This is a genomic window from Pseudoxanthomonas sp. LjRoot143, from assembly GCF_964252945.1.
In the GTDB taxonomy this organism is placed as follows: Bacteria; Pseudomonadota; Gammaproteobacteria; order Xanthomonadales; family Xanthomonadaceae; genus Pseudoxanthomonas_A.
Genome location: NZ_CAXUPM020000001.1, coordinates 17,196 through 39,949, shown reverse-complemented (window position 1 = coordinate 39,949; position 22,754 = coordinate 17,196). Strand labels below are relative to the sequence as shown.

18 protein-coding genes are annotated in these 22,754 nt (G+C 67.1%); 1 reads left to right on the top strand and 17 read right to left on the bottom strand.

Annotated features, from left to right (window positions below; all coding sequences use genetic code 11):
* Positions 1–13 precede the first annotated feature (13 nt).
* From ACSQ1W_RS00195 to ACSQ1W_RS00180, 4 genes are all read right to left on the bottom strand, one after another.
* The gene (locus ACSQ1W_RS00195) at positions 14–2,002 is read right to left on the bottom strand and encodes a sigma-54-dependent Fis family transcriptional regulator (protein WP_436041181.1); all 1,989 of its coding nucleotides are present in this window, start codon (positions 2,000–2,002) and stop codon (positions 14–16) included.
* Between the two features lie 101 nt (positions 2,003–2,103).
* Positions 2,104–3,579 carry a LutB/LldF family L-lactate oxidation iron-sulfur protein gene (locus ACSQ1W_RS00190; protein ID WP_436041179.1) on the bottom strand — a complete coding sequence of 492 codons (1,476 nt, stop codon included), beginning with the start codon at positions 3,577–3,579 and terminating at the stop codon, positions 2,104–2,106.
* Positions 3,576–4,259, bottom strand: a complete 684-nt coding sequence (locus ACSQ1W_RS00185; RefSeq protein ID WP_436041177.1) for a LutC/YkgG family protein — start codon at positions 4,257–4,259, stop codon at positions 3,576–3,578. Before ACSQ1W_RS00185 ends, ACSQ1W_RS00190 begins: the two co-directional genes overlap by 4 nt.
* Positions 4,256–4,996, bottom strand: a complete 741-nt coding sequence (locus tag ACSQ1W_RS00180; RefSeq protein WP_345776584.1) for a (Fe-S)-binding protein — start codon at positions 4,994–4,996, stop codon at positions 4,256–4,258. Before ACSQ1W_RS00180 ends, ACSQ1W_RS00185 begins: the two co-directional genes overlap by 4 nt.
* A 137-nt stretch (positions 4,997–5,133) precedes the next feature.
* Between ACSQ1W_RS00180 and ACSQ1W_RS00175 the strand changes: the two genes are divergently transcribed.
* Entirely contained in the window at positions 5,134–5,853 is a 720-nt protein-coding gene (locus tag ACSQ1W_RS00175; protein ID WP_436041175.1) for a FadR/GntR family transcriptional regulator, read from the top strand.
* Between the two features lie 263 nt (positions 5,854–6,116).
* Here ACSQ1W_RS00175 and ACSQ1W_RS00170 read toward each other — a convergent pair whose 3' ends face one another.
* The 13 genes from ACSQ1W_RS00170 to ACSQ1W_RS00110 all read right to left on the bottom strand — a co-directional run bounded on the left by ACSQ1W_RS00170 (position 6,117) and on the right by ACSQ1W_RS00110 (position 22,729).
* Positions 6,117–6,857 carry a CPBP family intramembrane glutamic endopeptidase gene (locus ACSQ1W_RS00170; protein WP_436041173.1) on the bottom strand — a complete coding sequence of 247 codons (741 nt, stop codon included), beginning with the start codon at positions 6,855–6,857 and terminating at the stop codon, positions 6,117–6,119.
* Positions 6,858–7,161: 304 nt separating this feature from the next.
* Entirely contained in the window at positions 7,162–8,175 is a 1,014-nt protein-coding gene (locus ACSQ1W_RS00165) for a L,D-transpeptidase (protein ID WP_436041172.1), read from the bottom strand.
* A gap of 28 nt (positions 8,176–8,203) precedes the next feature.
* On the bottom strand, positions 8,204–8,632 hold the full coding sequence (locus ACSQ1W_RS00160; RefSeq protein ID WP_436041170.1) for a hypothetical protein: 429 nt from the start codon (positions 8,630–8,632) through the stop codon (positions 8,204–8,206).
* Positions 8,622–10,880 carry a patatin-like phospholipase family protein gene (locus tag ACSQ1W_RS00155; RefSeq protein WP_436041168.1) on the bottom strand — a complete coding sequence of 753 codons (2,259 nt, stop codon included), beginning with the start codon at positions 10,878–10,880 and terminating at the stop codon, positions 8,622–8,624. The genes ACSQ1W_RS00160 and ACSQ1W_RS00155 overlap by 11 nt, the downstream gene beginning before the upstream one ends.
* Positions 10,881–11,126: 246 nt before the next feature.
* Complete coding sequence (locus tag ACSQ1W_RS00150; RefSeq protein ID WP_436041166.1) at positions 11,127–11,426, bottom strand: hypothetical protein; 300 nt, start codon at positions 11,424–11,426, stop codon at positions 11,127–11,129.
* A gap of 98 nt (positions 11,427–11,524) precedes the next feature.
* Positions 11,525–12,937 (bottom strand): hypothetical protein, encoded by a 1,413-nt coding sequence (locus ACSQ1W_RS00145; RefSeq protein WP_436041164.1) that lies wholly within the window; start codon positions 12,935–12,937, stop codon positions 11,525–11,527.
* Positions 12,938–13,556: 619 nt separating this feature from the next.
* Positions 13,557–14,132, bottom strand: a complete 576-nt coding sequence (locus ACSQ1W_RS00140) for a hypothetical protein (RefSeq protein ID WP_436041162.1) — start codon at positions 14,130–14,132, stop codon at positions 13,557–13,559.
* Positions 14,133–14,329: 197 nt separating this feature from the next.
* A complete protein-coding gene (locus ACSQ1W_RS00135; protein ID WP_436041160.1) occupies positions 14,330–17,347 on the bottom strand; it encodes a sensor histidine kinase in 3,018 nt (1,005 codons plus the stop codon).
* Between the two features lie 67 nt (positions 17,348–17,414).
* A complete protein-coding gene (locus ACSQ1W_RS00130) occupies positions 17,415–18,797 on the bottom strand; it encodes an aldehyde dehydrogenase family protein (protein WP_436041159.1) in 1,383 nt (460 codons plus the stop codon).
* A gap of 16 nt (positions 18,798–18,813) precedes the next feature.
* Positions 18,814–20,469 carry an acetolactate synthase large subunit gene (locus ACSQ1W_RS00125; RefSeq protein ID WP_436041157.1) on the bottom strand — a complete coding sequence of 552 codons (1,656 nt, stop codon included), beginning with the start codon at positions 20,467–20,469 and terminating at the stop codon, positions 18,814–18,816.
* A gap of 269 nt (positions 20,470–20,738) precedes the next feature.
* Positions 20,739–21,113: a hypothetical protein gene (locus ACSQ1W_RS00120; RefSeq protein WP_436041155.1), complete on the bottom strand. Its 375-nt coding sequence runs from the start codon at positions 21,111–21,113 to the stop codon at positions 20,739–20,741.
* Positions 21,114–21,176: 63 nt separating this feature from the next.
* On the bottom strand, positions 21,177–21,698 hold the full coding sequence (locus ACSQ1W_RS00115; protein ID WP_436041153.1) for a nuclear transport factor 2 family protein: 522 nt from the start codon (positions 21,696–21,698) through the stop codon (positions 21,177–21,179).
* Positions 21,695–22,729 (bottom strand): NADP-dependent oxidoreductase, encoded by a 1,035-nt coding sequence (locus ACSQ1W_RS00110; RefSeq protein ID WP_436041151.1) that lies wholly within the window; start codon positions 22,727–22,729, stop codon positions 21,695–21,697. The genes ACSQ1W_RS00115 and ACSQ1W_RS00110 overlap by 4 nt, the downstream gene beginning before the upstream one ends.
* Positions 22,730–22,754 lie beyond the last annotated feature (25 nt).

Genomic DNA, 22,754 nt, shown 5'->3' with positions numbered 1-22,754 from the left:
CAGGTGGACGGTGCTAGTCGGTCTGCGTTGGCGACACGATGTCCAGCCGCTTCATCCGCCGGTAGACGGTGGCGCGGCATGCGCCCAGATCGCGCGCGGCTTCGCTGATGTTCCAGCGGTTGCGGCGCAGTACCTCCAGCAGCTCGCCGCGTTCATCGGTACCGGCCGCAGGTTCGCGCGGGAACGGGATGACCGTCGCCGTCGCGGGCACGGCGGAGCCATCGGTCTCGAAGACCTCCTGGGGCAAATGGTCTACACGGACCGTGGCGCCATCGGCGATCGACAGGGCGTAGCACAGGGCATTGCGCAGCTCGCGGATGTTGCCGGGCCAGTCGTGGCGCAGCAGCACCGCCACGGCACGCGGGTCGATCTCGGCCCGCACGCCCATCGCCTGCGCTTCCATCTCCAGGATGCGCTCGATGAGGAATGCCTTGTCGCCGCGTTCGCGCAGCGCCGGCAACGCCAGCGTGGCGCCGCACAGCCGGTAGTACAGGTCTTCGCGGAACGTGCCCGCGACGATCTGGCGGCGCAGGTCGCGGTGGGAGGCGGCGACCACGTTGAGATCCACGCGCACCGGCTCGTCGGCACCCAACGGCAGCACCTCGCGCTCCGCCAGCACCCGCAGCAGGCGCGTCTGCAGCGGCAGCGGCATGTCGCCGATCTCGTCGAGGAACAGCGTGCCACCGTCGGAGCGCTGGATCAGTCCCTTCATGCCCTTGCTGCGCGCACCGGTGAACGTACCCGGCGCATAGCCGAACAGCTCGCTCTCGATCAGCGACTCCGGGATCGCCGCGCAGTTGACCGCCACGAACGGACGCTCCGCGCGACGGCTGGCATCGTGCAACGCGCGGGCCAGGACTTCCTTGCCGGTACCGGTCTCGCCCTGCAGGAAGATGCTGACCGGCTTGTCGACCAGGCGTGCCGCACGTTCCAGCAACTGGTCCATGCGCGGATCGCCACCGGACAGCCGCGACAGCACGCTGTCCTGCACGGGATTCCGCTGCGTCTCGCCCGCCTCCGATACCTGCAGGCGTGGCGCGGTCTTCGGCGCGATCATCGACGCGTGGTAGCCCTGTCCGTCCCACGTGGTCACCACGCCGCGCGAATCGTGCGACGTGCCCTTGGTCAGCCGCCAGATGTCGTCGATGCGCGTGCCGAACACGCCGGTCAGGTGATGGCCGACCAGTTGCGCGCGCGCGGCGTCGCGCGTGTGCAGCGATTCCAGCAGGCGAAGCTGCTGGCGCGCGCCGCTGTTGGCACCGACGATGCGGCCGTCGCGGTCCACCGCCAGCATCAATTCGCCGCAGACATCGACCAGCGGTCCGACGGTACCGAGGCGCAGGATCCAGTGCGCGCGGAACTGGCGGATGAAGTTGGCGTCCTCGATCATCCGCGCATGCAGCACGGTCAGATGGCGCGCCAGGTGCAGGCTCTCGCGCCGATCCGGCGACGACAGCGCGGACACGTCCAGCGCGCCCATGAAGGCGCCATCGGGATCGTACAGCGGCGTGCTGGTGCAGCTGAGGCCGATGTGGCCGATGTAGAAGTGGTCCTCGCGGTCGCAGATCACCGTCGACTGCTCGGCGATGCAGGTGCCGATGCCGTTGGTGCCGGCGTGGACCTCGTTCCAGTTCGCGCCCAGCGCCAGGCCCGCGCGGCGCAACGGCGCATCCCAGGTGTCGTTGCCGATGAAATCCAGAGTGACGCCTTCCGCATCGGTCAGCAGCAGCACGTAACCGAGGTCGGAGACGTGCTTGTACAGCTGCTCCATGCCGGCGCGCGCGACGTGCAGGTGTTCTTCCACCTGCTGGCGGCATTCGCGCAGGCGCGAGTGGGTTTCGATGCGCACGTCCGGACGCATCGCCGGATCGAGGGCGTGCTCGTTGGCGCAACGGCGCCACGAGCGGTGGATCAGATCGGTATTGGCGTTGCTTCCGGTGCTGGGCGATCCCGAATGGATCACCCGCAACACCGTTTCGACATGTTGTTGGACAGTTGCCATGCCACCCCTCCCAAGGCCGGCCGAAGACATTCCCGCTTGCGTGCCGTTCGTGTGTATGGACTGCGGATGCTCCCGGTCCGCGGTCGTTTCCAGCGTGTTCCCTACGTCTCCTGCATGCTGCGCGTATCGGTGGTGATGCGGGTGCGCGACGTCCGCCATCGCTCGCGCAGCGAGCGCGGCGCGGGCGTCAGCGGCGTACGGGATCGGGTCCAGCCGCCCTGGTGCGCAGGCGTAAGGCCGCGCAGCCGGGAAGCGATCCAGGTGAACAGGCGATACCGCACTCCACTGGAATACAGCAGTCGCCACGCCTTCCAGGCGAGGACCTCCGGGATGCTACGCACTGCCCCCTGCCCCTTCAATGCGTCGCGCTGCTGCAGTGCGGGACGATGGTGCCGTCCCGCTTCGCGCAGGTGCATCAGCAGCTCGGGAATGGGGATGCCGACCGGGCATACATCGCCGCAGGCGCCGCACAGGCTGGACGCGGTCGGCAGGTCGCGGGTCGATTCCAGCCCCAGCAGGTGTGGCGAGATGATCGCGCCGATCGGCCCCGGGTAGGTCGTGCCGTACGACAGGCCGCCGATGCGCGCGTAGACGGGACAGTGGTTCATGCATGCGCCGCAGCGGATGCACTGCAGCGTCGCGCGGAAGGGTTCCTCGGCGAAGGCCTGGCTGCGGCCGTTGTCCAGCAGCACCAGGTGCACTTCGCGCGGCCCGTCCTTCTCGCCCTCGCGGCGCGGACCGCTGATGACGTTGAGGTAGGTGGTCACCGCCTGGCCGGTGGCCGAGCGCGTCAGCAGGGTGAACAGCGGCGGCACGTGCTCGAGCTTTTCGATGACCTTCTCGATGCCGGTGATGGCGATGTGCACGTCCGGTACCGTGGTCGACAGCCGTCCGTTGCCTTCGTTCTCCACCAGCACCAGCGAGCCGGTCTCGGCGACCATGAAGTTGACGCCCGATACCCCGATCTTCGCCTGGCGGAACTTGTCGCGCAGCGCCACGCGGCCGATCGCGATCAGTTCGTCCACGTCCTCGGTGTAGCCGGCGCCGGGGATGTGCTCGGCGAATATCTTCGCCACGTCTTCCTTGGTCTTGTGGATCGCCGGCATGATGATGTGGCTGGGCCGGTCGTTGTCGAGCTGCAGGATGTACTCGCCCATGTCGGTCTCGACACAGGCGATGCCGTGTTCCTGCATGCGATGGTTCAGTTCGATCTCCTCGCTGACCATCGATTTGCCCTTGACCATCATGCGGGCGTCGTGGCGCGCGGCGATCTCCTGGAAGATGCGGTTCGCATCGGCCGCATCCTCGGCCCAATGCACCTGCACGCCGCGTGCCTGCAGCGCCTGCTCCAGCTGTTCCAGCAGGTCCGGCAGCCGCGACAGCGCGCGCTTGCGCAGGTGTTCGCCCAGCGTGCGCAGCCGTTCGAACGCATCCTGTTCGGGGAACTGCGCGGCGCGCTTGTCGGCCAGGTAGTCCATCGCACCGCGGAAACCGCGACGCAGCACCGGATCGGCCAGCACCAGGCGCGCGTTGTCCTTGAACGCGACCGGATCGGCGGTGGGCCGTACCGCGCTCATGCCGTGGTCTCGGCGCGCAGCAGCAGGATGACGAGTTCGCGCGGACCGTGCGCGCCGTAGACCAGCAGGCGCTGGATGTCGGCGGTCTTGGACGGGCCGGTGACCAGCAGCGCGTTGGTGGGCAGGCCTGCCGCCCATTGCCGATGCCGCATGGCCGCGTACAGCGTGGGCTGCAGGTCGGTTTCACGCAGCACCGCGATATGCAGCGGCGGCAACAGCGACAGCGTGCGCGGCTCGCGCGCGTCCGGCCACAGGATCAGGCTGCCGGTTTCCGCGATGCCACCCAGCGTGGTGGTGATGCCGGCATCGACAGTGTCGAACAGCACCGGCTTGAGCGTTTCGATGGGCGCGTCGTACCAGTCCAGCGTCACCGCCTGCGTGGCGGCGTAAAGACCCTCGACCAGCACCGTGTCGCGCCCCGCCATCAGGCGGCGCACGCCCTTGTCCGCCAGCACCGCGGCGAGCGCGGTCGGCCATGTGGCGGCGTCGGTCTCGATCACCTCGGCACGCCAGCCGCGCGCCTGCGCGATGAAGCGTTCGCGCATCGCGGCGACGGATGGCGTGCCGGCGTCGGCGTAGTACGCGGCCACGTCAGGTACCGGCAGTTCGACCGGTGCGGCCGCACGCAGCCGCGACAGGATCGCGGAACGCGCGCGGGTGGAGGCGGCGGGCAGGCTCATGCGCCGGCGTCCGGTGCGGGCAGGCCCCAGCGCTCGCGCAGGAAGCTGGCGATATGCCGGCCCTGCAGCGGCGCCTCGCGACGCGCCAGCGTGCCGTTGAGGTTGAGCAGGCAGCCGCAATCGCCGCTGACGAAGGCATCGCAGCCGCTGCCCGCTAATGCATCCGCCTTGTCGCCGGCCATCGCGGCGGAGATCTCGGGCTGCTTGACCGCGAAGGTGCCGCCGAAGCCGCAGCATTCGGATTCGTAGGCCTGGATCTTCAGCTCGACGCCGGGCAGCGCCTCCAGCAGCCGGCGCCCGCTGGCCAGTGCGCCGGTCTCGCGGCGTGCACTGCACGAGGTGTGCAGGCAGATGGACACCGGATCGGCGGTGACAGGCGCGGGCATCGGCAGATCGGTCGCCGCGAGGAAGTCGGAGAACTCGACCACCCGCGCGCCGATGTCGCGCACGCGTGCCAGCAGCACGGGATCGTCCGCGAACAGCCGCGGCCAGTGGTGCCGCATCATCCCCGCGCAGGAGCCCGACGGCACCACGATCGGCCAACGCTGCGGGAACAGGTCCAGCTGTGCGCGCGCGACCTTGCGCGATTCCTCGGGAAAGCCGCTGGTGTAGGCGGGCTGTCCGCAGCAGGTCTGCGCCTCGGGCAGGTGCACGCGGCAACCGATCCGTTCCAGCACGGCGATCGCGTCCAGGCCGGCGTCGGGCATGAACAGGTCCACCACGCAGGTGGCGAACACGTACACGTCCCGAAGGGGGGAGGAGCCGGCAGGATCTGGCGAGCGCATGGCGGGCGGGTCTGTCTTGTCCGGCACCGAGTCTGTGACGCCTTCCCGAGGGCGGTATATTGGTCCGACCAATCCGAGTGCAGGCCGTCATGTCCTCCCAGGTCGCCCAGGTCACCCGCCACCTCGAACAGGCCATCGCCGACGGGCGCTACGTCGCCGGCCGCCGACTACCCGCCGAACGCACGCTCGCCGAGCGCCTGCAGGTCTCGCGAGCGACGGCGCGCGAGGCGATCGGCCTGCTGGTCGCGCGAGGCGTGCTGGAGCGCCGTCAGGGCGACGGTACCTATGTGGTCGCGGCCACCGAGCGCGGGATGGCGGAGATCTGGCAGGACATGGCGCGCAACCATCCGATGCTGCAGGCCGACCTGGTGGAGTTCCGCGCGATGCTGGAAGGCCGCACCGCGGAACTGGCGGCGCTGCGGCACGACGACCGGGATCGCGAGCGACTCCGTTCGGCGCACGCCGCGGTCGATGCGGCCTACAACGGCAGCGACCGGCAGGCGCAGATCCGCAGCGACGTGGCCTTCCACCGCGCCATCGCCGATGCGACGCACAATCCGGTGTTCTCGTATCTCATCGCCTCCCTGCTGGCGCTGCTGCACGACCACGTGCAGGTCAGCCTCGCCGGCCTGTCGCCGCAATCGCCGGTCTCGCAGCAGTTGCGCCGGCAGCACGACGCCCTGCTCGCCGCGATCCTGCAGCGCGACCCCGACCGCGCACGCCTCGCCGCCGGCGGCCACATGGACTACGTCGCCGTCCAGCTCAACGCCCTGCCGCGCGTCTCGCGAACGGCGGAGGCGTCTGCGTAACCCGCGACCTTCATCTGCGTGGGGCAAGGGACAGGCGACGCGCGACAGAAATCCGGTGTCGGTCAGGCGCAGCGCGATGAGGCCTCGCCATCGTCCGCGCGCGGTCACAACGGGTGCGCAGCCGTCCCCTCACCAACGCGGACCCGCTCCCAGCCGGAAGCGGGCACTGTTTCCACGTCGGCTGATCGCGGTACGAAAGGGGTGGCGTGAGCCAACGGTAGGCTACCCGTCGCGTCGCCTGCCGCCACGCAGCCGCTTGACCCTTACTCGAGGGAAACGGCTTCTCCCGGCTCTCGCTTGACCTTGGAGGCATGCGTCGACAGCACCATGCCGTACACCGCGCTCGGCAGCGCCACGAAGGCGAGTACCTGAATCGTCATGGCGTTGTGAACGACGAAATGGCCATGTGCCAGCAGCCATTGCGTGGCGACCATGAGCGCAGCATGGAAACCGATGGGCCAGCCGAGATTTCCACCCATCAGCCGCAAGCCACCCAGAATCAGCGCGAAGCCTGGCAAGAACGACCACTGCCCGGGTGCGGCCGTCGCGCCTATCGCCCACGCAAACAACAGGAAGAACGCGGCCTGCGCAACCACGGCCAGCCAAGGCGACAGCCACCGCGCCGCCGAGCCCTGCACGTAGCCCCGGAAGACCAGTTCTTCCGGGATCGCCTCGATCAGCAGCACGACGGGAATCAGGATGGCCAGTGTCGCCAAAGCGGCGAACCCGTCACCGACCATCCGGACTTCCGCAACGCCAAGCCATAGCAACAAGGCGGTCATTGGCACCGCGGTCAGCAGCCACAGCGCCGCTCCGCCAAGCACGCCGCACAGCACGTCGCGCATGCGCGCGAGCCCGAGTACGGAGGGATCAAGTCGATCCCGGCGCAGCGCGAGGACAACCAGAACCAGGGCAAGGGTGGAGATCACGCAGCCCGCCAGGAGTCGCTGCGCCGGCGACGTCGCATCCGGCACCAGCGACAAGCCAGCCTTCCAGATGCCCATGCACGCCAATGTCGCGACACTGCATCGGAGCAGCAGCCCCAAGGCGGATGAACGCCGTGGCACAGGGATTCGGGTCACTGTCGGAAGGCCTCTCAACTTTCAGGAGTCGGCAGGCCGCGCTCATTCCGGCCTTACCTGCACCCATGATGGCTTTCCTCAACGATGAATTCAAAGTTGCTGCGACCGGCGCGAGCCGGCGGGCGCGCATCCGTTGCGACCAACGTAGCGAACAGACGTGCCGCCCTGGGGGATGGCAGGCGCGTGGTTCATGATGTCCGCATTCGGTCGACTTGGGTGGATAGCCCTAGAGCGTCGGCGGATCCGCGTTCAACACCTGCGTTTTCACGCCGGTTGTTTCTGGCAGCACGTGCATATCGGTCTGCAACAACACGACGCCAGGCGACAGCAGTGGCAGCACATCGGCGAGGAAAGCGGTCGGCACGATGACGCGGGCGACGTCCTGTGGGCTGACCGGCTGGTGTGCTTCGTCCTCATGACCGGGAATGCCGACGCGCAGCCACGGCGGCATCCTGCCCGGCTGGCCGCCGGATGCGACGAGATACGCGTGCGTGCCGTGCGGCGAACCGGCCGCATTGAAGTCGATGCGGGCGCGCCCGATCTCCACGCCGTTGCGGTAGACGAAGACGCGGCGGTCCGCCGTGCTCATCACCAGCGACACGACACCCTCCGGCGCTCGTTCCGGCTGCCAACGGAAGGCGTCGCCGACAGGCAGCGGCGCGGCTTCATCATCCGCGCCTGTCGTGGCGCTGATCGGACTGATGACGGTGGGATGCACGAGCCGCTCGGGCGCTTCACCGGTCTTCGTGATGACCACGACCATGCCCATGTTCGTGCTGTCGAACAGCGTCTGCGCGAACTGCGATGGCAGGTGCACGCAGCCGTGCGATTCCGGGTAGCCCGGCAGGCCACCGGCGTGCAGGGCTATGCCGTCCCAGGTCAACCGTTCCTGGTACGGCATCGCCGCGTTGTTGTACTTGCTGGAATGGTGGTCCTTGTCCTTCTGCAGGATGGTGAACACCCCGGTCGGCGTTTCGTGCCCCGGCTTGCCGGTGCTGACCGTGGATACGGCCACCAGCACACCGTTGCGGTACACGTAGGCCCGCTGTTCGGTGAGGCTCACCAGCACGGCCATCGGCCCCATCGCCTTGCTGTCGCCGCCCCAGATCCACTCGCCGGGCTTGAGCGCCGAGGGCGGCGTGTCCACCGGGCTGGACTGCTTCGCACCCCAGAACGGTACCGCCTCGGCCGCGACCGGCATCAGCAGGCAGCACACCAACAGCAGGACGGACGCCTTCATGGGACAGCTCCTTGCAGGGGAAACGCATTCACGTGTGCGGCCGACGGGCGATCAGCCACATCGCCACGAAGATCGGTAGCGGCGAGGCCATCATCAGCAGGCCGAGGCCGATATTGGCGCCCCCGCCCGGATTGAGCAGCGGATCGAAGAAGTACCAGAGCCACAGTAGCAGCGACAGCACCAGGCCGGTCGCCCATGCCAGCCGCACGCGCGCGGACCACAGCGCATGCCGGCGGACGAGGGCGTACAGCGCCAGCCCCGCGAACGGCGCGAACGCCAGTGCGGTGCGCGTCCAGCGCGGCCCGACCTCGGCGCCCATCGTGAACGCGCGCGCGGTGAACTGCGCGAACAGCCATTCGCCGCCCCAGACCAGCGCGAGCGCGTACAGCGCACCGCCGAGCAACACGTGCAGCGCCGTCGTCGACGCGGGTGGCGTGCGCGGAAGGTCAGAAGCCATCCAGCGTCCTCAACAACGACCCGAAGGTGAGGTAGAACGAATCGCGCCCGCCTTCGGCCCGACCCCAGCCGAGGAAGATCGGTCCCAACGGTGAGTCTGCCCCGACGAAGACGCTCCCCGCCGGCATCATGCTGCCGAAACCGGCCTCCCGGCGCGTCGCCCAGAAGCCGCCATATTCGGCGCTGCCACCCACGTACAGCGGCAGCGTGATCAGGTTGTCGGTGTGCAGCACGCGCCGGTAATACATCAGGCGCAGCAGGGCGGTATGCGGGGCGAAGATGCTCTGTTCCGGATAGCCGGACAGGTTGCCCAGCCCGCCGAGGAAGCCGTACGTCGCCAGCAGCGCATCGCTGCCGGTCGAGGTGGACGCACGCACGCCACCGACGAAGCGGTGCTCCCGCCACGACCACGCACCGTCCCATTGCAGGCGCGCCACCGCACTGTCGACCGACGAGCCCAGCGCGTCATCGAAGCGTTGATAGGTCAGTGACGCCCGGTGCCCCTGCGTAGGAAAGGTGGAGCTGTCGATCGAGTCGTGCCGCAGCTGCAGGCCCAGGCTGCCGAGGTTGGCGTGGTACCGCCCGCTGAGATCGGGATCGCCCAGGTCGAAACGCACGCGCTCGTGGCCCCGTTCGACGAAAGTGGCGAACTCCCAGTCGCGGTGCGGCGAATACGTCCATCGCGCCCCTCCGTAAGCCTGGAAGTAGCGGTAGTCGCCAAGATCGTCCTGGGCGAACGAGATGTCGCGATTGGTGGCGCGGTACTGCAGATAGGTGGACAGCGCGTGGTGCGCGCGCACACCGAGGGGGTGGTAGTACTCCAGGAACAGTTGCGACTCCTGGCCGATCGCCGCGCGCACGCGCGCTTCCGCACCGGCTTCGGACAGTCCTGTCCGGGTCAGCTCGGCGATGAACTGGTAAGCACTGGCCCCATTGAAATCGTCGGACACGCGCAGCGAGAGATGCAGGAAATCCGGACCCCAAGCCTTGTCGACCGGCGTGACCTGCAGGCCCCACGTGTCGCCTCGTTGCAGCGGCGTCCAGCCGATCTTCTCGTAGCGGCCCTCGCCGTACAGGGTGGCCAGCGTCTGTTCCACCGCGGGCACGTCCAGTGGTTTGCCGACCAACGGCGCCATGCGCTGCTGGACGAACGTCTCCGTGCCGGTGGCGCGTCCGTCGACGTCGACGAACGTCAGCAGCGGCGTATCGAAACGCGGCATGCGATGGCGTGCGGTGAACTGCGCATAGCGCGCCTCGTCCACGCCATAGCGCTGCAACTGCGATGCCGCCGCGTCGGCGGCGCGCTGGCCCGGCGCCACGGCTTCGGGCGCACGGTTGAACTGCTCGCTGGCGATATCGCCCAATTCCGGCATCAGCAGAAGGTCCTGCTCACCCAGCGTGGCCAGCTGCGCCTCCACTTCGCGCTGCATCAGGATGCTGCTCATCTGCTCGGTGATCGCCAGCGGCGAGGTCAGTCCCTCTTCCGTGCGCAACGGACTGCCCACGTGCGAAACGATCAGCCGCTGCGCGCCCAACCTGCGCGCTTCATCCACCGGCACGTTGTCCAGCACGCCACCGTCCACCAGCAGCCGGCCATCGATCTTCACCGGCGCGAACACGCCCGGCACCGACATGCTGGCGCGGATCGCGGCGGCCAGGTCGCCTTCGGCAAACACCACCTTCTCACCCTTCACGATGTCGGTGGCGACGGCACGGAACGGGATCGACAACGCGTCGAAATCCTGCACGGTCGCCACCGGCAGCAGCAGCTTGCGCAGCAGCAGCTCCAGCCGCTGGCCCTGGATGACGCCGCGCGGGAACGCGAGGCTGCCCTCGTGGACGCCCAGTTCGACGCCGCCCAGCAGGCGCAGGTCGTCTTCCTTGCGGCGCATGCCACGGTCGCTGCGCGGCGGCTTGTCGCGCAGCTCCGCGTTCCAGTCCACGTCGTCCAGGATGGTATGGATCTCGTCGGCGCTGTAGCCCGCCGCATACAGGCCGCCGACGATGGCGCCCATCGACGTACCGACGATGCAGTCGATCGGGATGCGTTCGCGCTCCAGCACTTTCAGCACGCCCACGTGCGCGCCTCCGCGCGCGCCGCCGCCGCCCAGCACCAGGCAGGTCTTGGGGCGCGATGTGGGTGCCGTGCGCTCACCCTCGATCGCCTGCGCATGAGCCGTAGCGCTTGACAGGCCGAAGGGAAGCCAAAGGCAGAAAGACAGCAGCAGGCGAAGCGTGGTGCGGGGCACGTGGGATTCCCGGGCGTGGCGTCGGGCACTCCCCGTCAGCGCAGTGCGGAGCGGCCGTCCCCGACAGTGGACCGTCCGTGATCGAGTATGACCGAGCGCGTCGGCACGCGCACGCCGACGCGCACGGTCCGGACCCTAGCGGATGCCGAACGTCACCGTGTACGGCACCTGCTCGCCGCGGCGGGCGGACGCGCGCATCTGGAAGACCTGCACGGTGTATTTGCCGGTCGCCGGCAGCGCGCCGGACTAGTCGCCGCCTACATACCCGCTGCCCAGCGCGGTGGCGTTGCCCGGCACGTCACCCGGCTTGAACACGTTGAAGCGGGCATTGGCGCTGCCGGCGATCTTCACCGTCATCGTCTGCCCGGCACGGGCGGACAGGGTGTAGTTCACGCTGTCGTAGCCGCCAAGGTGGCCCTTCATCGTCGCGCTGCTGCTGCCCTTGGCGAAGCTGACGGGCACGGTGCTGACCTTGTCCTGGCCCATCACGGGCGCCGCGCCCAGGAGCAGCATCGACAGTACGACGGCATGGCGAATCGCGTTCATGGAATCATCCTGGGAGTATGGGGTTCAGTTCTTCCGGAAGACGGCGCGCAACCGCGCTCGACCCAGACCGCAGTGTCGACGCCGTCCGGGGCTGTGTTTCATCCATCGCCGCGCGGCCTCGCACGCGGCGCGACGCCCCCCGCAGAACGGGTCTTCCCCGCACCTGCCGGATACACCAGCGGTGGCAAGGGCGAACTCATGACGCGGGGACGCGGACCAACCCGCACGATGAATCCGTTCGCGGTCTCTTCCAACACTTCCACCCAGTGCTGCCCCTCCGGCAGGGTCCAGCGCTCACCCGGCTTCAGCATCGAACCCTCGTTGGACGCATGATCGGCAGGCGGCACATCGGCATCCAGGCTGTAGGCGATGCCGTAGTCCTTCACCCGATGGATGATGACCGCGTCGCCTGCGAGCCTGGACTCGTAGCTACCCGTCCGCCTGCGCGCCTCGATGGTGTAGACGACGGTAGCGAAGGGGTCCGGTTGCGGAGGCATCGTCAGCACGAGCAACTGCACGCCTGCCGCATCAAGCAGGCTGGCGGCATCCAGCACGACCTCGTGGATACCAATGTCCTCCGCCGGAATGGTCAGCGTGCGTGCCGCCGTCACCCAGCCCAACCGCTTCCGCTGATGCATGTTGATGTGCTTGGGTAGCAGGCCATAGGTCGCATCGCTGTTGGCCATGCGCCATGCGTCGCTCATCAGGTCCCAGGGATTGTCGAAGGTATCGCCGTCGCCATCGCTGTTGTTGGAGTGCGGCAGGCCGTAGCCATGTCCCATCTCGTGCGCCATCGCGGAGAGATTGGAGAAGGACCACGGCGGGTTCCATGTCGAACGCGGACAGGCGTACACCCCGTCCAGGGTCGCGCAGGCGCCCCCGCCCCATGCGTACCCATCCAGTTCGCCATTGAACATGAGGTTGATGCCATGTGTGCCGGAGAAGTCGACATCGGGATCCGCCTGTGCCGTGCAGTCGGCGAACAGCAGCGACAGATCGACCTTCGGCTTGCCACCCGTGGTATCCACGTAGGCAGACCTCGGCCTCGGCAGCGTGTACCAGCCGTGCGCGTCGCTTCCGGCCAGGTCGATGTTGCCGTACGAGACCTCCGACCAGAAATGACCCAACTGGCCTGGCGCATTGCCGTACTGGGACTGGAAGAACGCACGCGGCTTCTGCTCTGCGTCGATGTCGCCGAACTTGCACATCAGGGTGATCCATCGCGTATTGCCGTGCAGCGGCAGGGACAGTGCTGCCCTGCCGTCCACATCTATTGCTGGCATGCGTGACGAGAGGCGGTCGGCAGGCACGATCGCATCGATTATCCTGGCAACACGCTCGATGCGTCCCTCCCGGTGCTGCGCAACGCCTGGCACCGGCGCGTAGGACACCGCAACGCGGCGATTGGCCAGGGCATAGAGATCGCCCGCCGCACGCCTGGCCTGGTCCACGTCCAACCGGTAGCGCTGTCTGGGCCCTGCATCCAGCCAGACCTCCAGTTGGGGCGGCAAAGACGCTCTCCCCGCTATCGCAGGTTCCGCATCGCCCCAGCGAAGTTGCAGTACGCCCTGGCGTATCTCGCCCGCAGACACCTGCCAAGGCGCGAGGAAAAGCACCATGAGCAACACGGAAGCAGCGCAGACCCATGCACGCCCAAGGCGGCGCACGTCTCTGTTCGGGAACATGTGAAATCCTCCGCCTGTCTTTCCTGACGTTGCGAGAGAAATCTGCAGCTTCGAAAGAGCGCTCCCCCGTATCGGTGGGCGCACGACATGATCAACTCATCCTGTCACGGGACAGACTCTGCCCGGCACGTTCCAATGCCTGCAGACCTCATGCGCCGCGGCATACCATCAGTCGGTGGCGCATCGCGTTGTCTTGCGCCTGGCGCAATCGACATCCGCATCGCCGCATGGCGAACAGTCTGCGCTCATACACGCGTGTCGCGGCGAAATCCGGTGCCCCGCTGGTCGGATACATCCATGAACCACGCGAGCACGCGATGAAATCGACAACCGTGGATGAGGGCGGAAGTCGCTCTTCCCTGCGCGTCTGACAGCCGCACTAACGTCAGCATTCGGATGACCCGCTCCTGCCAGAAGCCGACATCGATGATTCCCGTCTCGCCGCCTAGTAGATGACCGCGCCCGGATCCGGTTCTCCGTCCATGACGTCCAAGACAAGGAGGCTTCTCTGCAATGGCTGGCCCTCGGCGGCGCGCTCGGTGAAATAGGCTCCCACGACCTTGAGCTTGTGCCCCATTTCGAATGTGCAGATGTCCTTGCCATGGGGGGTAGTGCAGCTGTCGCCCAGGACCCGAAGACGGCTTGAGTTCTTGTCGGGTTCCGCGCTCACCGTGAGCGAGTTGCCGTCGCGCTGGATGTAGCCGAGGACCTCGATCAATTCTGCCGGCTTTACGTCATACACAAGATCCTCGATCTTCCTCCTGCAGATCAGGCTATGGCTGTTCATGCCTCCCCGGCAGTTCTTCGTGCGGTCCAGGCACTGCTCGCGCTCCATCCCGTAGAAGTGCGGGTTGGCACACTCGTAGGCATGCACCGAGTCTTGGTCCTTGTCGCCCGGATCCGCCAGTGTTGGCGCTGCTGCCGCCGGCGGCTCAACGTCGGCACGGGAGTGATTCGAGCAAGCGCCTGCCACAAGGAACGCCAGCAGAGCGCCGGCGAAGCTTCGGAAATCGGAATTCATGTTTGCCGCCCTCACGGGTTGTGCGGAGTTGTTGTGATAGCTGCACCCATGCCTTGTGCCCATGGATCTTAAGATTGCCCAGTTCGGCCAACAACCCACGGTTAGCCGGCCCCCGTGACTCGACCACGAAGCTTCTTATGTCCGTAAGCGGACATGCGATGAGCACCCCGGTGGATGCACCCGGGTTGCGCGGGCTCTCAAGGGCGCTTGCGCGACGTCGATCGTGAAGGAACCAGGAGCTCGACATCGGTCCCGCCTCCCGGACCGCTGGAGATCCGCAGCTCCGCGCCGATGTCGATGGCCCGTTCGCGCATTCCACGCAAGCCCCAATGGCCGTCGCGACCGCCGGAACGCAAAACGTCTTCGGTGACGCCCCTTCCGTCGTCGCGGAAACGGAACCGGATGTTGCCGTTCGCCACGGATACCGCGACGCCGATCCTGCCGGCCTCCGAGTGCTGGAAAGCGTTGCTGAGTGCTTCGCGCCCGATCCAGTAGATTTCGTCGCGCATGACAGCTTCCAACGGCGGCAGTTCACCTTCCGATACCACGTTGAAGTCGACGGCATCCTCGTGATTCAGTTCGCGGCCGATGCTGGCGAAGGCTTGCGGCAGGTCTTCGGGCACGGAAGCCTCCGCCAGTCGCAGGGACTGCACGCGCTCGCGGCCCTCGACGATGGCCTGCTCGCCGCGATCCATGACCTGCTCCAGCGATGCACGGACGGGGTCCTCCCTGGCCAGCAGGTTGGCGACGGCCTGGAATCTCAGGAGCAGGCCATGAAAACTCTGCAGCAGGGTGTCGTGCAGCTCCCGTGCGATGCGCTCCCTTTCGCGATGCCGTTCTTCGAACCGCATGCGCATGCGCCGGGAAATGCGCCTCAGCCGAAGCTTGTGGATGAAGTACATGAGGGCCGCAGCCGCCGTCGCGCAAAGACCAAAGAACCACCCTGTCTGGGTGAAGCGCGGCGCGATGGAAAACGCCATCGAGGCATTCCCGGCGCTCCATACGCCGCTTTCGTTGGCCGCCTGGACACGGAATACGTACTTCCCGGGCCCGAGATTGGTGTAGTAGGCAACCCGACGATGTCCCGCCTCCTGCCAATCCGCATCCAGGCCCTCCAGGCGGTAACGGAAGCGCACCCGCTCGGGGTAGGCGAGACTGCTCGCCGCATAGCGGATGCGCATGTCGCGGGTGCCGGCCTGCAATTCCTTCCCATCGACCCGCCCGTATTCGATCTCACCCACCGCAAGCCCGCGGATGCTGACCGTCGGCACGACGGGATTGTGGAAGGGCTTTGCCGGATCGATCATCGCCAAACCTTGGTTGGTCGAAAACCAGAGCCGCCCCGCACCATCGGTGACGATCGTCGACATCAGCGTCGATTGCTGGGCGATTCCGGGCATGCCATCGGCCGTGTCATAGAGACGACCGTCCAGGCTGCCGCGTTCGAGGCCCTTCCCGAGTTCCTCGACTGGAACGTGGAAAACACCATTGACGCCGTTCATCCAAAGGTCGCCACCCGGCCTCCGATGGAGCCCGGTGATGCCGCTCAAGCGATTCCGATCCGCGCTGCGCAAGGGCCGGACCTGCCCATCGCGAAGCAGGACGACACCGCTCTCGCCACCTGCCAGCACACCCTCACCTACGTTTTCCAGGGCGGACACCGTACCGATGTCGAGCCCCTCCTTCGACCCGAAGATCCGGGCTTCACCGCTGCGCCAGTGAACGATGCGACTGCCGTTGTAGCCGATCCACACGGACCCGTCGGGATCGCGGAGAAGCGAGGTCGCACCATGGGGAGGAATGACGCCCGTCCCGATGCCTGTCCAGGTCTTGCCGTCATACTGGAACAACCCTTGCCCTTCGCGCATGACAAGAAAGCCACCGGTGCCATCGCACGCGACGGCACCCAGCGTGCCTGTGCCGGGCATGTCCAGCGTGAGCAGTCCCTTTGCGGAGTATTCATAGGCGCCGTCCCACGCGAAGACGTACGTCCTGGGACCCGCGGCATGTATCGCATAGATGCCCCTGCCGACCGAGCTGGCCAACAACGTCAGATCGTTGTCGTCAACGCGATACAGCTGCCGGCCGCTTGAGACCAGCAGCCCATGGGATGGAGAAAACGCCATGCCGTAGACGCCGCTCTGGCTCAGCCGTTCGTCCTGCAACACCTGCATGCTGCTCGGCCGAAAGCGGTGCAGGCCCATGTTGGTGCCTACCCAGACGTTGCCCTCGCGGTCGGTCAGTACGGGGACGGCCCGATCCGAGGCAAGACCGTTGCGCCGCTGGATAGTCTCCGCCACGTCGCTTTCGCCGAGCGCATACCCCGCGGGCAGCCGATCCAGACCGGCGATGCGAGCAAGCCCACCTCGGCGACGGTCGGTTCCCCACAACGCACCGCTCCTGTCCAGGCTCATGCTTGCGAAATGGCCAAAGCCGAATGCCTTGGGCGCCGACGGCATGGACCGCGTGCCGTAGGTGCCGTCGGAGATCCAGAGGGTTCCGTCGGGCGCTTCCAGAAGCGAGGTGTATGCGCCTGTCGCGACATGAGTCGGTTCGAACCGGGATGCACCGGAGGGCAGTTTCAGCAGCGTATCGCCTGCGGCGACCCACAAGGTGCCTTTCGAGTCCAGCAGGACGTCATCCGCATACCGGTAGGGAAACCCCATCTCAGGACCGACCCGTGCCCAGCGCTTGCCGTCGAAGCGGTAGAGCCCGGTGAACGACGGCACCCAGATGTGGCCCGCCGCGTCCTCGGTGATCCGCATCACCAGTCCCGTCGGCAGCACGGGCGAAGGCGGATAGTGCTTCAGCCTGCCCGCCTCCAGCACACTGATGCCGCCCGGGTAGAAACCGATCCACAGCCGGCCGCGCGAGTCGGTCAACAGCGCCGTGATGTTGCTGGACGCAAAGCCGTTGCCTTGTGGCGCGTTGTAACGCTCGAAACCGATGCCATCAAAGCGATACAGACCGATGCCCGTGCCCAGCCACAGCGCGCCGCCGGGATCCTGCGCCAGGGCCCATATGTCCGGTGGTGCGCCATCCCGCTGGCTCCAGGTGCTGCGGTGGTATTCCGCCATGCCGAACGGGGTGGCGATTGCCGGCTCCGTACGGGCCAGCAGCACACAGCATGTCAGCCACGACAGCGTGGCCCATCGTCGTGCAATGGCAATAAGGCTGGACACGCACCCCTCCCGCCCGGACAGGAGGGTATCCATGCAGCAAAAGAGGCGGCTTCGCCTCACCCAATTTGGGGATCGGAGCCGGAAGCCTCCGGAGCCGCACTCAGCTCCTGCGCATGAGGATCATCTTTTCCTGCGTCATGTCGCGCATGGTGTAGGGAATGCCGCCGGTGCCGTAGCCGGATTCCCTGCGTCCCGCAAACGGCATCCAGTCGGTGCGGAACGCGGTGGGGTCGTTGATCATCACGGCGGATGCGTCCAGGCGATCCGCGGCGTGCATGGCGACGCCTATGTCCTGGGCGAAGATGCTCGCCTGGAACGCCGTGGGCAGGGCATTGGCGCGGGCGATGGCCTCGTCGAGGTCCTCATAGCGATAGACCGCGAGCGCCGGACCGAACACCTCCTGCGTCGATATCCTCGCATCGGCCGGCGGATCGAGCAGTACCGTCGGCTGCAGTGTCGTTTCGGAGAGACGCTTTCCACCGGTCGCGAGCGTCGCGCCGCCCTTGACGGCCTCCTCGATCCATTCTGCGACCCGGTCCGCTTCACGCGGCAGGATCAGGGGTCCGACCTCGGTGTCCTGCAGCGTGGGATCGCCCGTACGCAGTGTCTCGACACGGGCGATCAGTTGCCGGGTGAAGTCGTCGGCGATGTCCTGATGCACGAACACGCGCTGCGTGGACACGCAGACCTGGCCTGCGTGGTAATAGCCGCCTTTGACGATCGGTTCGATGATCCGGGCGAGATCGGCGCTGCGGTCGACGATCGCCGGCGCGACACCCCCGTGCTCCAGCGCGGAACGTGCGCCGTGGGCGAGCTTGGCGTGCAGCGACCAGCCGACCCGGGCCGAGCCGATGAAACTGAGGAAGGCGATACGGCGGTCGGTGGCCAGCTTTTCCGCAAGTTCATTGCCGTCCGGCAGGAAGGTCTGGCACCAGGGTTCCGGCAGACCGGCTTCATGCAGCAGCGCCACGAACTCCAGGCAGGACAGCGGGGTCGCAGCTGCCGGCTTGATGATGACGGGACAGCCGACCGCGACGGCCGGCGCCACCTGGTGGACGATCAGGTTCAGCGGATGATTGAACGCCGAGATCGCCGCCACGATGCCGATCGGCTCCTTGGTCGTGAATGCCCAGCGGTTCTCGGCCGCGGCCGACAGGCCCATCGGGATTTCGCGGCCTGCGAAATTGCGCAACTCGTCGGCCGCATTGTGGACACCATCGATGGCGCGGTGGGTTTCGACGATGGCGTCGGCCAGCGGCTTGCCGCCCTCGCGCGCGATCTGCAGGGCGAGATGGTCGCGCCTGGCCTCCATCAGGGCCGCCAGCTTGCGCAGGATCGCCACGCGCTGGTGCGGCTTGAGCCAGCCGTCACGACGCCTGAATACCTGCTCCGCCGCGTGCAGCTTGCGCTCCAGCGCCGCCGCATCATCGGTGGCGAGCTCCGCGATCGGCGCGCGGTCGAAGGCCTGTACGACCGTCAGCATGAGGACGCTCTCCGTTTCATTTGCAGTCCAGGTCGGGCGTGCGGTTGCGCAGCTCATCGACCAGCACGCGGGTGTTCTCGGAATAGTCGATCGGCACGTCGACCAGATGGACGCCGCCACCGGCGAAGGCGGCTTCGAGTGTCGGCACGAGATCGTCGACCGAGGCCACCCGCGATCCCTTCGCACCGTAGGCCTGGGCATACTGCACGAAATCGGGATTGCCGAAGCGCATCCCGAAATCCTCGAATCCATCCACCGCCTGCTTCCATCGGATCATGCCGTAGGCGCTGTCGTTGAGGATGACCACGACGAGGTTGAGCCCCAGTCGCACGGCCGTCTCCATCTCCTGCGAATTCATCATGAAGCCGCCGTCGCCGCAGACCGCCATGACGCGGCGCTGCGGATACAGCATCGCCGCCATCATCGCCGACGGCAGGCCGGCGCCCATCGTGGCGAGCGCATTGTCCAGCAGCAGCGTGTTGGCGACATGCGTGCGGTAGTTGCGCGCGAACCAGATCTTGTACATGCCGTTGTCGAGACAGACGATGCCGTCATCGGGCATGACCTCGCGCACATCGTGGACGATGCGCTGGGGCGTGATCGGAAAGCGGTCTTCCCCGGCGCGGTCGTTGAGGCGGGCCAGGATCTTCTGGCGCAATTCCAGCATGCCCGCGTCGGCGGAGAGACGGCCTTCGAGCCGCCCGGCGAGCGCCTCGACCGAGGCGCCGATATCGCCGATCACCTCGATGTCCGGGTGGTAGACCTGTTCGACGGTGGCGGACTGGAAACCGACATGGATAACCTTCGGCCCACCTGCATGCTTCATCAGGAAGGGCGGCTTCTCCACGGTGTCGTGGCCGATGGCGATGATCAGGTCGGCACGTGCGACCGCTTCGTGCACGTAGTCGCCCTCCGACAGCGCCGCGGTGCCCATGTAGAGATTGGAACCGCCGGTGACGGCGCCCTTGCCCATCTGCGTGTTGAAGAAGGGCAGCCCGGTGCGCGACACGAAATCCGACAGGGCGTCGGCCAGCCAGGGACGGCTGCCGGCCGCGCCGATCATCACCAGGGGCCGCTTGGCCGCGAGCACCGCCTGCGCAGCCCTGTCGAGCGCAGCGTCAGGCGCGATGGCGCGCTCGATCGGATGGATCGGGATGACCGGTGCGTCCTCGACCTCCTCGGCGGCGATGTCTTCCGGCAGTTCCAGGTGCACCGGGCCCGGCCGCTCGTCCATCGCCACACGGAACGCATCGCGTACGGTCGCGGGGATCGCCGCAGCGCTGACGATCTGGCGGGTCATCTTGGTCAGCGGCTTCATCGACGCGACGATGTCGACGATCTGGAAGCGCGCCTGCTTGGCGCTCATCACCGCCTTCTGGCCGGTGATGAGGATCATCGGCATGGCACCGAGATGCGCGTAGGCGGCACCCGTCGAGAAATTCAGGGCGCCGGGACCCAGCGTGGCCAGGCACACGCCAGGCCTGCCGGTCAGGCGTCCGTGCGTGGCGGCCATGAACGCCGCTGCCTGCTCGTGGCGCGTCAGCACCAGTTCGATGCGCGAGGTACGAAGCGATTCGAGGAAGTCGAGATTCTCCTCACCTGGCACGCCGAAGATGCGGTCAACGCCCTCGTTCTCCAGCGCTTCGACCAATAGTTGCGATCCCTTACGCATCGTTTCGCTCCTGACGGGAGAAGGCCGTCCGGATGGCGCATCGCCAGAGCGGATGCTTTGACGTTGCCATCGTTCCGACCATGACGGAACGACTATACCCTCCGGTCGCGTCACGTGCCGTTACACGCAGGGATGTCGCGATACGCACATGGAATGGAGCGTTCGACAATCCTCTACAAGCGAACGACCCGATTCTGTGCTGGGCCCATCCTTCCGGATGCGTGGAGGCATGAGCATCGAGGACACGGGAGCTGATCCTGTCAGGCGGATCAGCCCACCTGAGCGGATGCGAACAGCGCCGCCAGCAGTGCGTGCTCTGCCTCATCGAGATCGCACGACGCGCCGTCGATGAAGGCGATCCGCTGCCTGCAGTCGATACCAAGTTCCACCACGGGCCTGCGCTGATTGCCCGGGTACTTGCGCAGGACGAGATCGACCCGCGTTTCCGACACCCACAAGGCCCTTTCCAGCGACCAGTGCCGGTCGATCGGCGACCACACCCGCGTGCCGTCCTTCGCACTGACCGACGGGTGATAGACCCACTGGGACGCCTGGACTTCCCACGCGTCCGCACGCACGACATACCCGCCCGCAGGCGACTCGAACACCTCCGCGCCTGTCGCCTCTGAAGCGGCCGCCGTCATCCGTATCCCTCGCCGGTCATGAGCAGGATGACGGCATCACCCCTGTCGTCTTCGATCCCGACATCATCGACCATGCCGGCCATCGTGGCCCTGCTCGCCACGCGCCGTTTCCCGCATGCCGGATCCGGTGGTTGCCGGCGTGAACGCATCGTACGCCTTCACCACGATCCGCCAGCCATCGGGGAATTTCACCAGACTCATGTGGTCGTGCGCGCGCATGTCCGGATAGTCCAGCTCGATGACGGCCGTCGCCACCTGTCCGGTCACCGTGACCGAATGGATCCAGCGCCGACGAAGGGCCTCATCGGTGGGAACGCGCCCGCTGGACGAGGCCTTGATGTAGTCCTGTGCGGAGCGCTGACCGTAGCGCCCATCCTTGGTGCCCACGAGCATGCCGTCCGGCGCGAAGGCGCGACGGAAGTGCCGCTCCTCGCCGGTCGCGTGCCCATCGAGATAGGCCTGCAATGGCACCATGACGTCCTCGATGTCGCCGGCATGGACGAACGGCGGGACGAACAGGCCGGCGACCAGCAGCGCCCTGGCCAAGCGCCTGCGCATACCGCGCCCATGCAGAGTCGCACTCATGGGGTCACCTCCGCGACGACGTCGAGCACGACCTTGCCCCGGGTGCGACCCTCGCGGTTGAACTGCTGCGCGGCGGCCGCTTCGTTCAATGGATAGCGCCGGTCGATGTTGACCTTGAGTTTCCCCGCCGCAATCAGTGGCTCGACGTAACACATTCCCTTGCGCACGTCCCAGCCCGCCGTCGCCGGGCATCGGATGCGCCGGCACATCTCCGGCGTAGTCCGGCCCGCCATCGACACCAGGCGGCCGCCCTCGCGCAGCACGGCAGGCGAGCGCTGCAATGTCTCGCCTCCCACCGTATCCACCACGACATCGACATCCTTCACGGCGTCTTCGAAGCGGACGGTCTGGTAGTCGACGACTTCATCCGCGCCGATCCGGCGGAGGTAGTCATGGTTGCGTGCCGAGGCCGTCGCGATCACGTGGGCGCCGCGCGCCTTGGCGAGCTGTACCACCAGCGATCCCACGCCCCCGGCACCGCCGTGGACAAGCACGCGCTCACCCGGCTGCACCGCTGCCGTCGCGACCAGAAAGCGCCAGGCCGCGACGGCGGTGGTGGGATACGCTGCGGCCTCCGCGAAGGAAAAATTGGCCGGCTTGGGCACCACCTGGTCTGCGGGAACACTCACGTACTCGGCGTAGCTCCCGCTGCGGGATTGCTGGTCGACGATGCCGGCCACCGCCGCGCCACATGCGAGCCCGTCGACGGCGGCACCGCGCGCAACCACGTTGCCCGAGAAGTCACCGCCCGGCACGCCCTGGCTCGCCAGGCGGCCGGCGGCCTGCAACTTCCAGTCCACTGGATTGACGCTGGCGTTGCGGACGCGCACCAGCACGTCGCCGGGACCGACGGCAGGCACCGGTACTCGCCGGATATCCAGCGCGGCGGGATCGCCGTTGTCTTTCGCGGTGGCGGCCAGCATGTCGCGGGGGAGCGCCGGGCAGGCCGTCGACGTTTCCGCGCGCGCCGGCGGAGCAAGCAGCAGCACGCAGAACGCCAGCGCGCCACAGAAGGGAATTCTTTGAACCACGGGAAATCTCCAGTACAGGAAGGAT

What these genes read in the sequence shown, in the direction of transcription:
- ACSQ1W_RS00195 (WP_436041181.1), bottom strand. Translation starts at nt 2,002, where the DNA reads ATGGCAACTGTCCAACAACATGTCGAAACGGTGTTGCGGGTGATCCAT.
- ACSQ1W_RS00190 (WP_436041179.1), bottom strand. Translation starts at nt 3,579, where the DNA reads ATGAGCGCGGTACGGCCCACCGCCGATCCGGTCGCGTTCAAGGACAAC.
- ACSQ1W_RS00185 (WP_436041177.1), bottom strand. Translation starts at nt 4,259, where the DNA reads ATGAGCCTGCCCGCCGCCTCCACCCGCGCGCGTTCCGCGATCCTGTCG.
- ACSQ1W_RS00175 (WP_436041175.1), top strand. Translation starts at nt 5,134, where the DNA reads ATGTCCTCCCAGGTCGCCCAGGTCACCCGCCACCTCGAACAGGCCATC.
- ACSQ1W_RS00170 (WP_436041173.1), bottom strand. Translation starts at nt 6,857, where the DNA reads ATGGGCATCTGGAAGGCTGGCTTGTCGCTGGTGCCGGATGCGACGTCG.
- ACSQ1W_RS00165 (WP_436041172.1), bottom strand. Translation starts at nt 8,175, where the DNA reads ATGAAGGCGTCCGTCCTGCTGTTGGTGTGCTGCCTGCTGATGCCGGTC.
- ACSQ1W_RS00160 (WP_436041170.1), bottom strand. Translation starts at nt 8,632, where the DNA reads ATGGCTTCTGACCTTCCGCGCACGCCACCCGCGTCGACGACGGCGCTG.
- ACSQ1W_RS00150 (WP_436041166.1), bottom strand. Translation starts at nt 11,426, where the DNA reads ATGAACGCGATTCGCCATGCCGTCGTACTGTCGATGCTGCTCCTGGGC.
- ACSQ1W_RS00140 (WP_436041162.1), bottom strand. Translation starts at nt 14,132, where the DNA reads ATGAATTCCGATTTCCGAAGCTTCGCCGGCGCTCTGCTGGCGTTCCTT.
- ACSQ1W_RS00135 (WP_436041160.1), bottom strand. Translation starts at nt 17,347, where the DNA reads ATGGATACCCTCCTGTCCGGGCGGGAGGGGTGCGTGTCCAGCCTTATT.
- ACSQ1W_RS00130 (WP_436041159.1), bottom strand. Translation starts at nt 18,797, where the DNA reads ATGCTGACGGTCGTACAGGCCTTCGACCGCGCGCCGATCGCGGAGCTC.
- ACSQ1W_RS00125 (WP_436041157.1), bottom strand. Translation starts at nt 20,469, where the DNA reads ATGCGTAAGGGATCGCAACTATTGGTCGAAGCGCTGGAGAACGAGGGC.
- ACSQ1W_RS00120 (WP_436041155.1), bottom strand. Translation starts at nt 21,113, where the DNA reads ATGACGGCGGCCGCTTCAGAGGCGACAGGCGCGGAGGTGTTCGAGTCG.
- ACSQ1W_RS00115 (WP_436041153.1), bottom strand. Translation starts at nt 21,698, where the DNA reads ATGAGTGCGACTCTGCATGGGCGCGGTATGCGCAGGCGCTTGGCCAGG.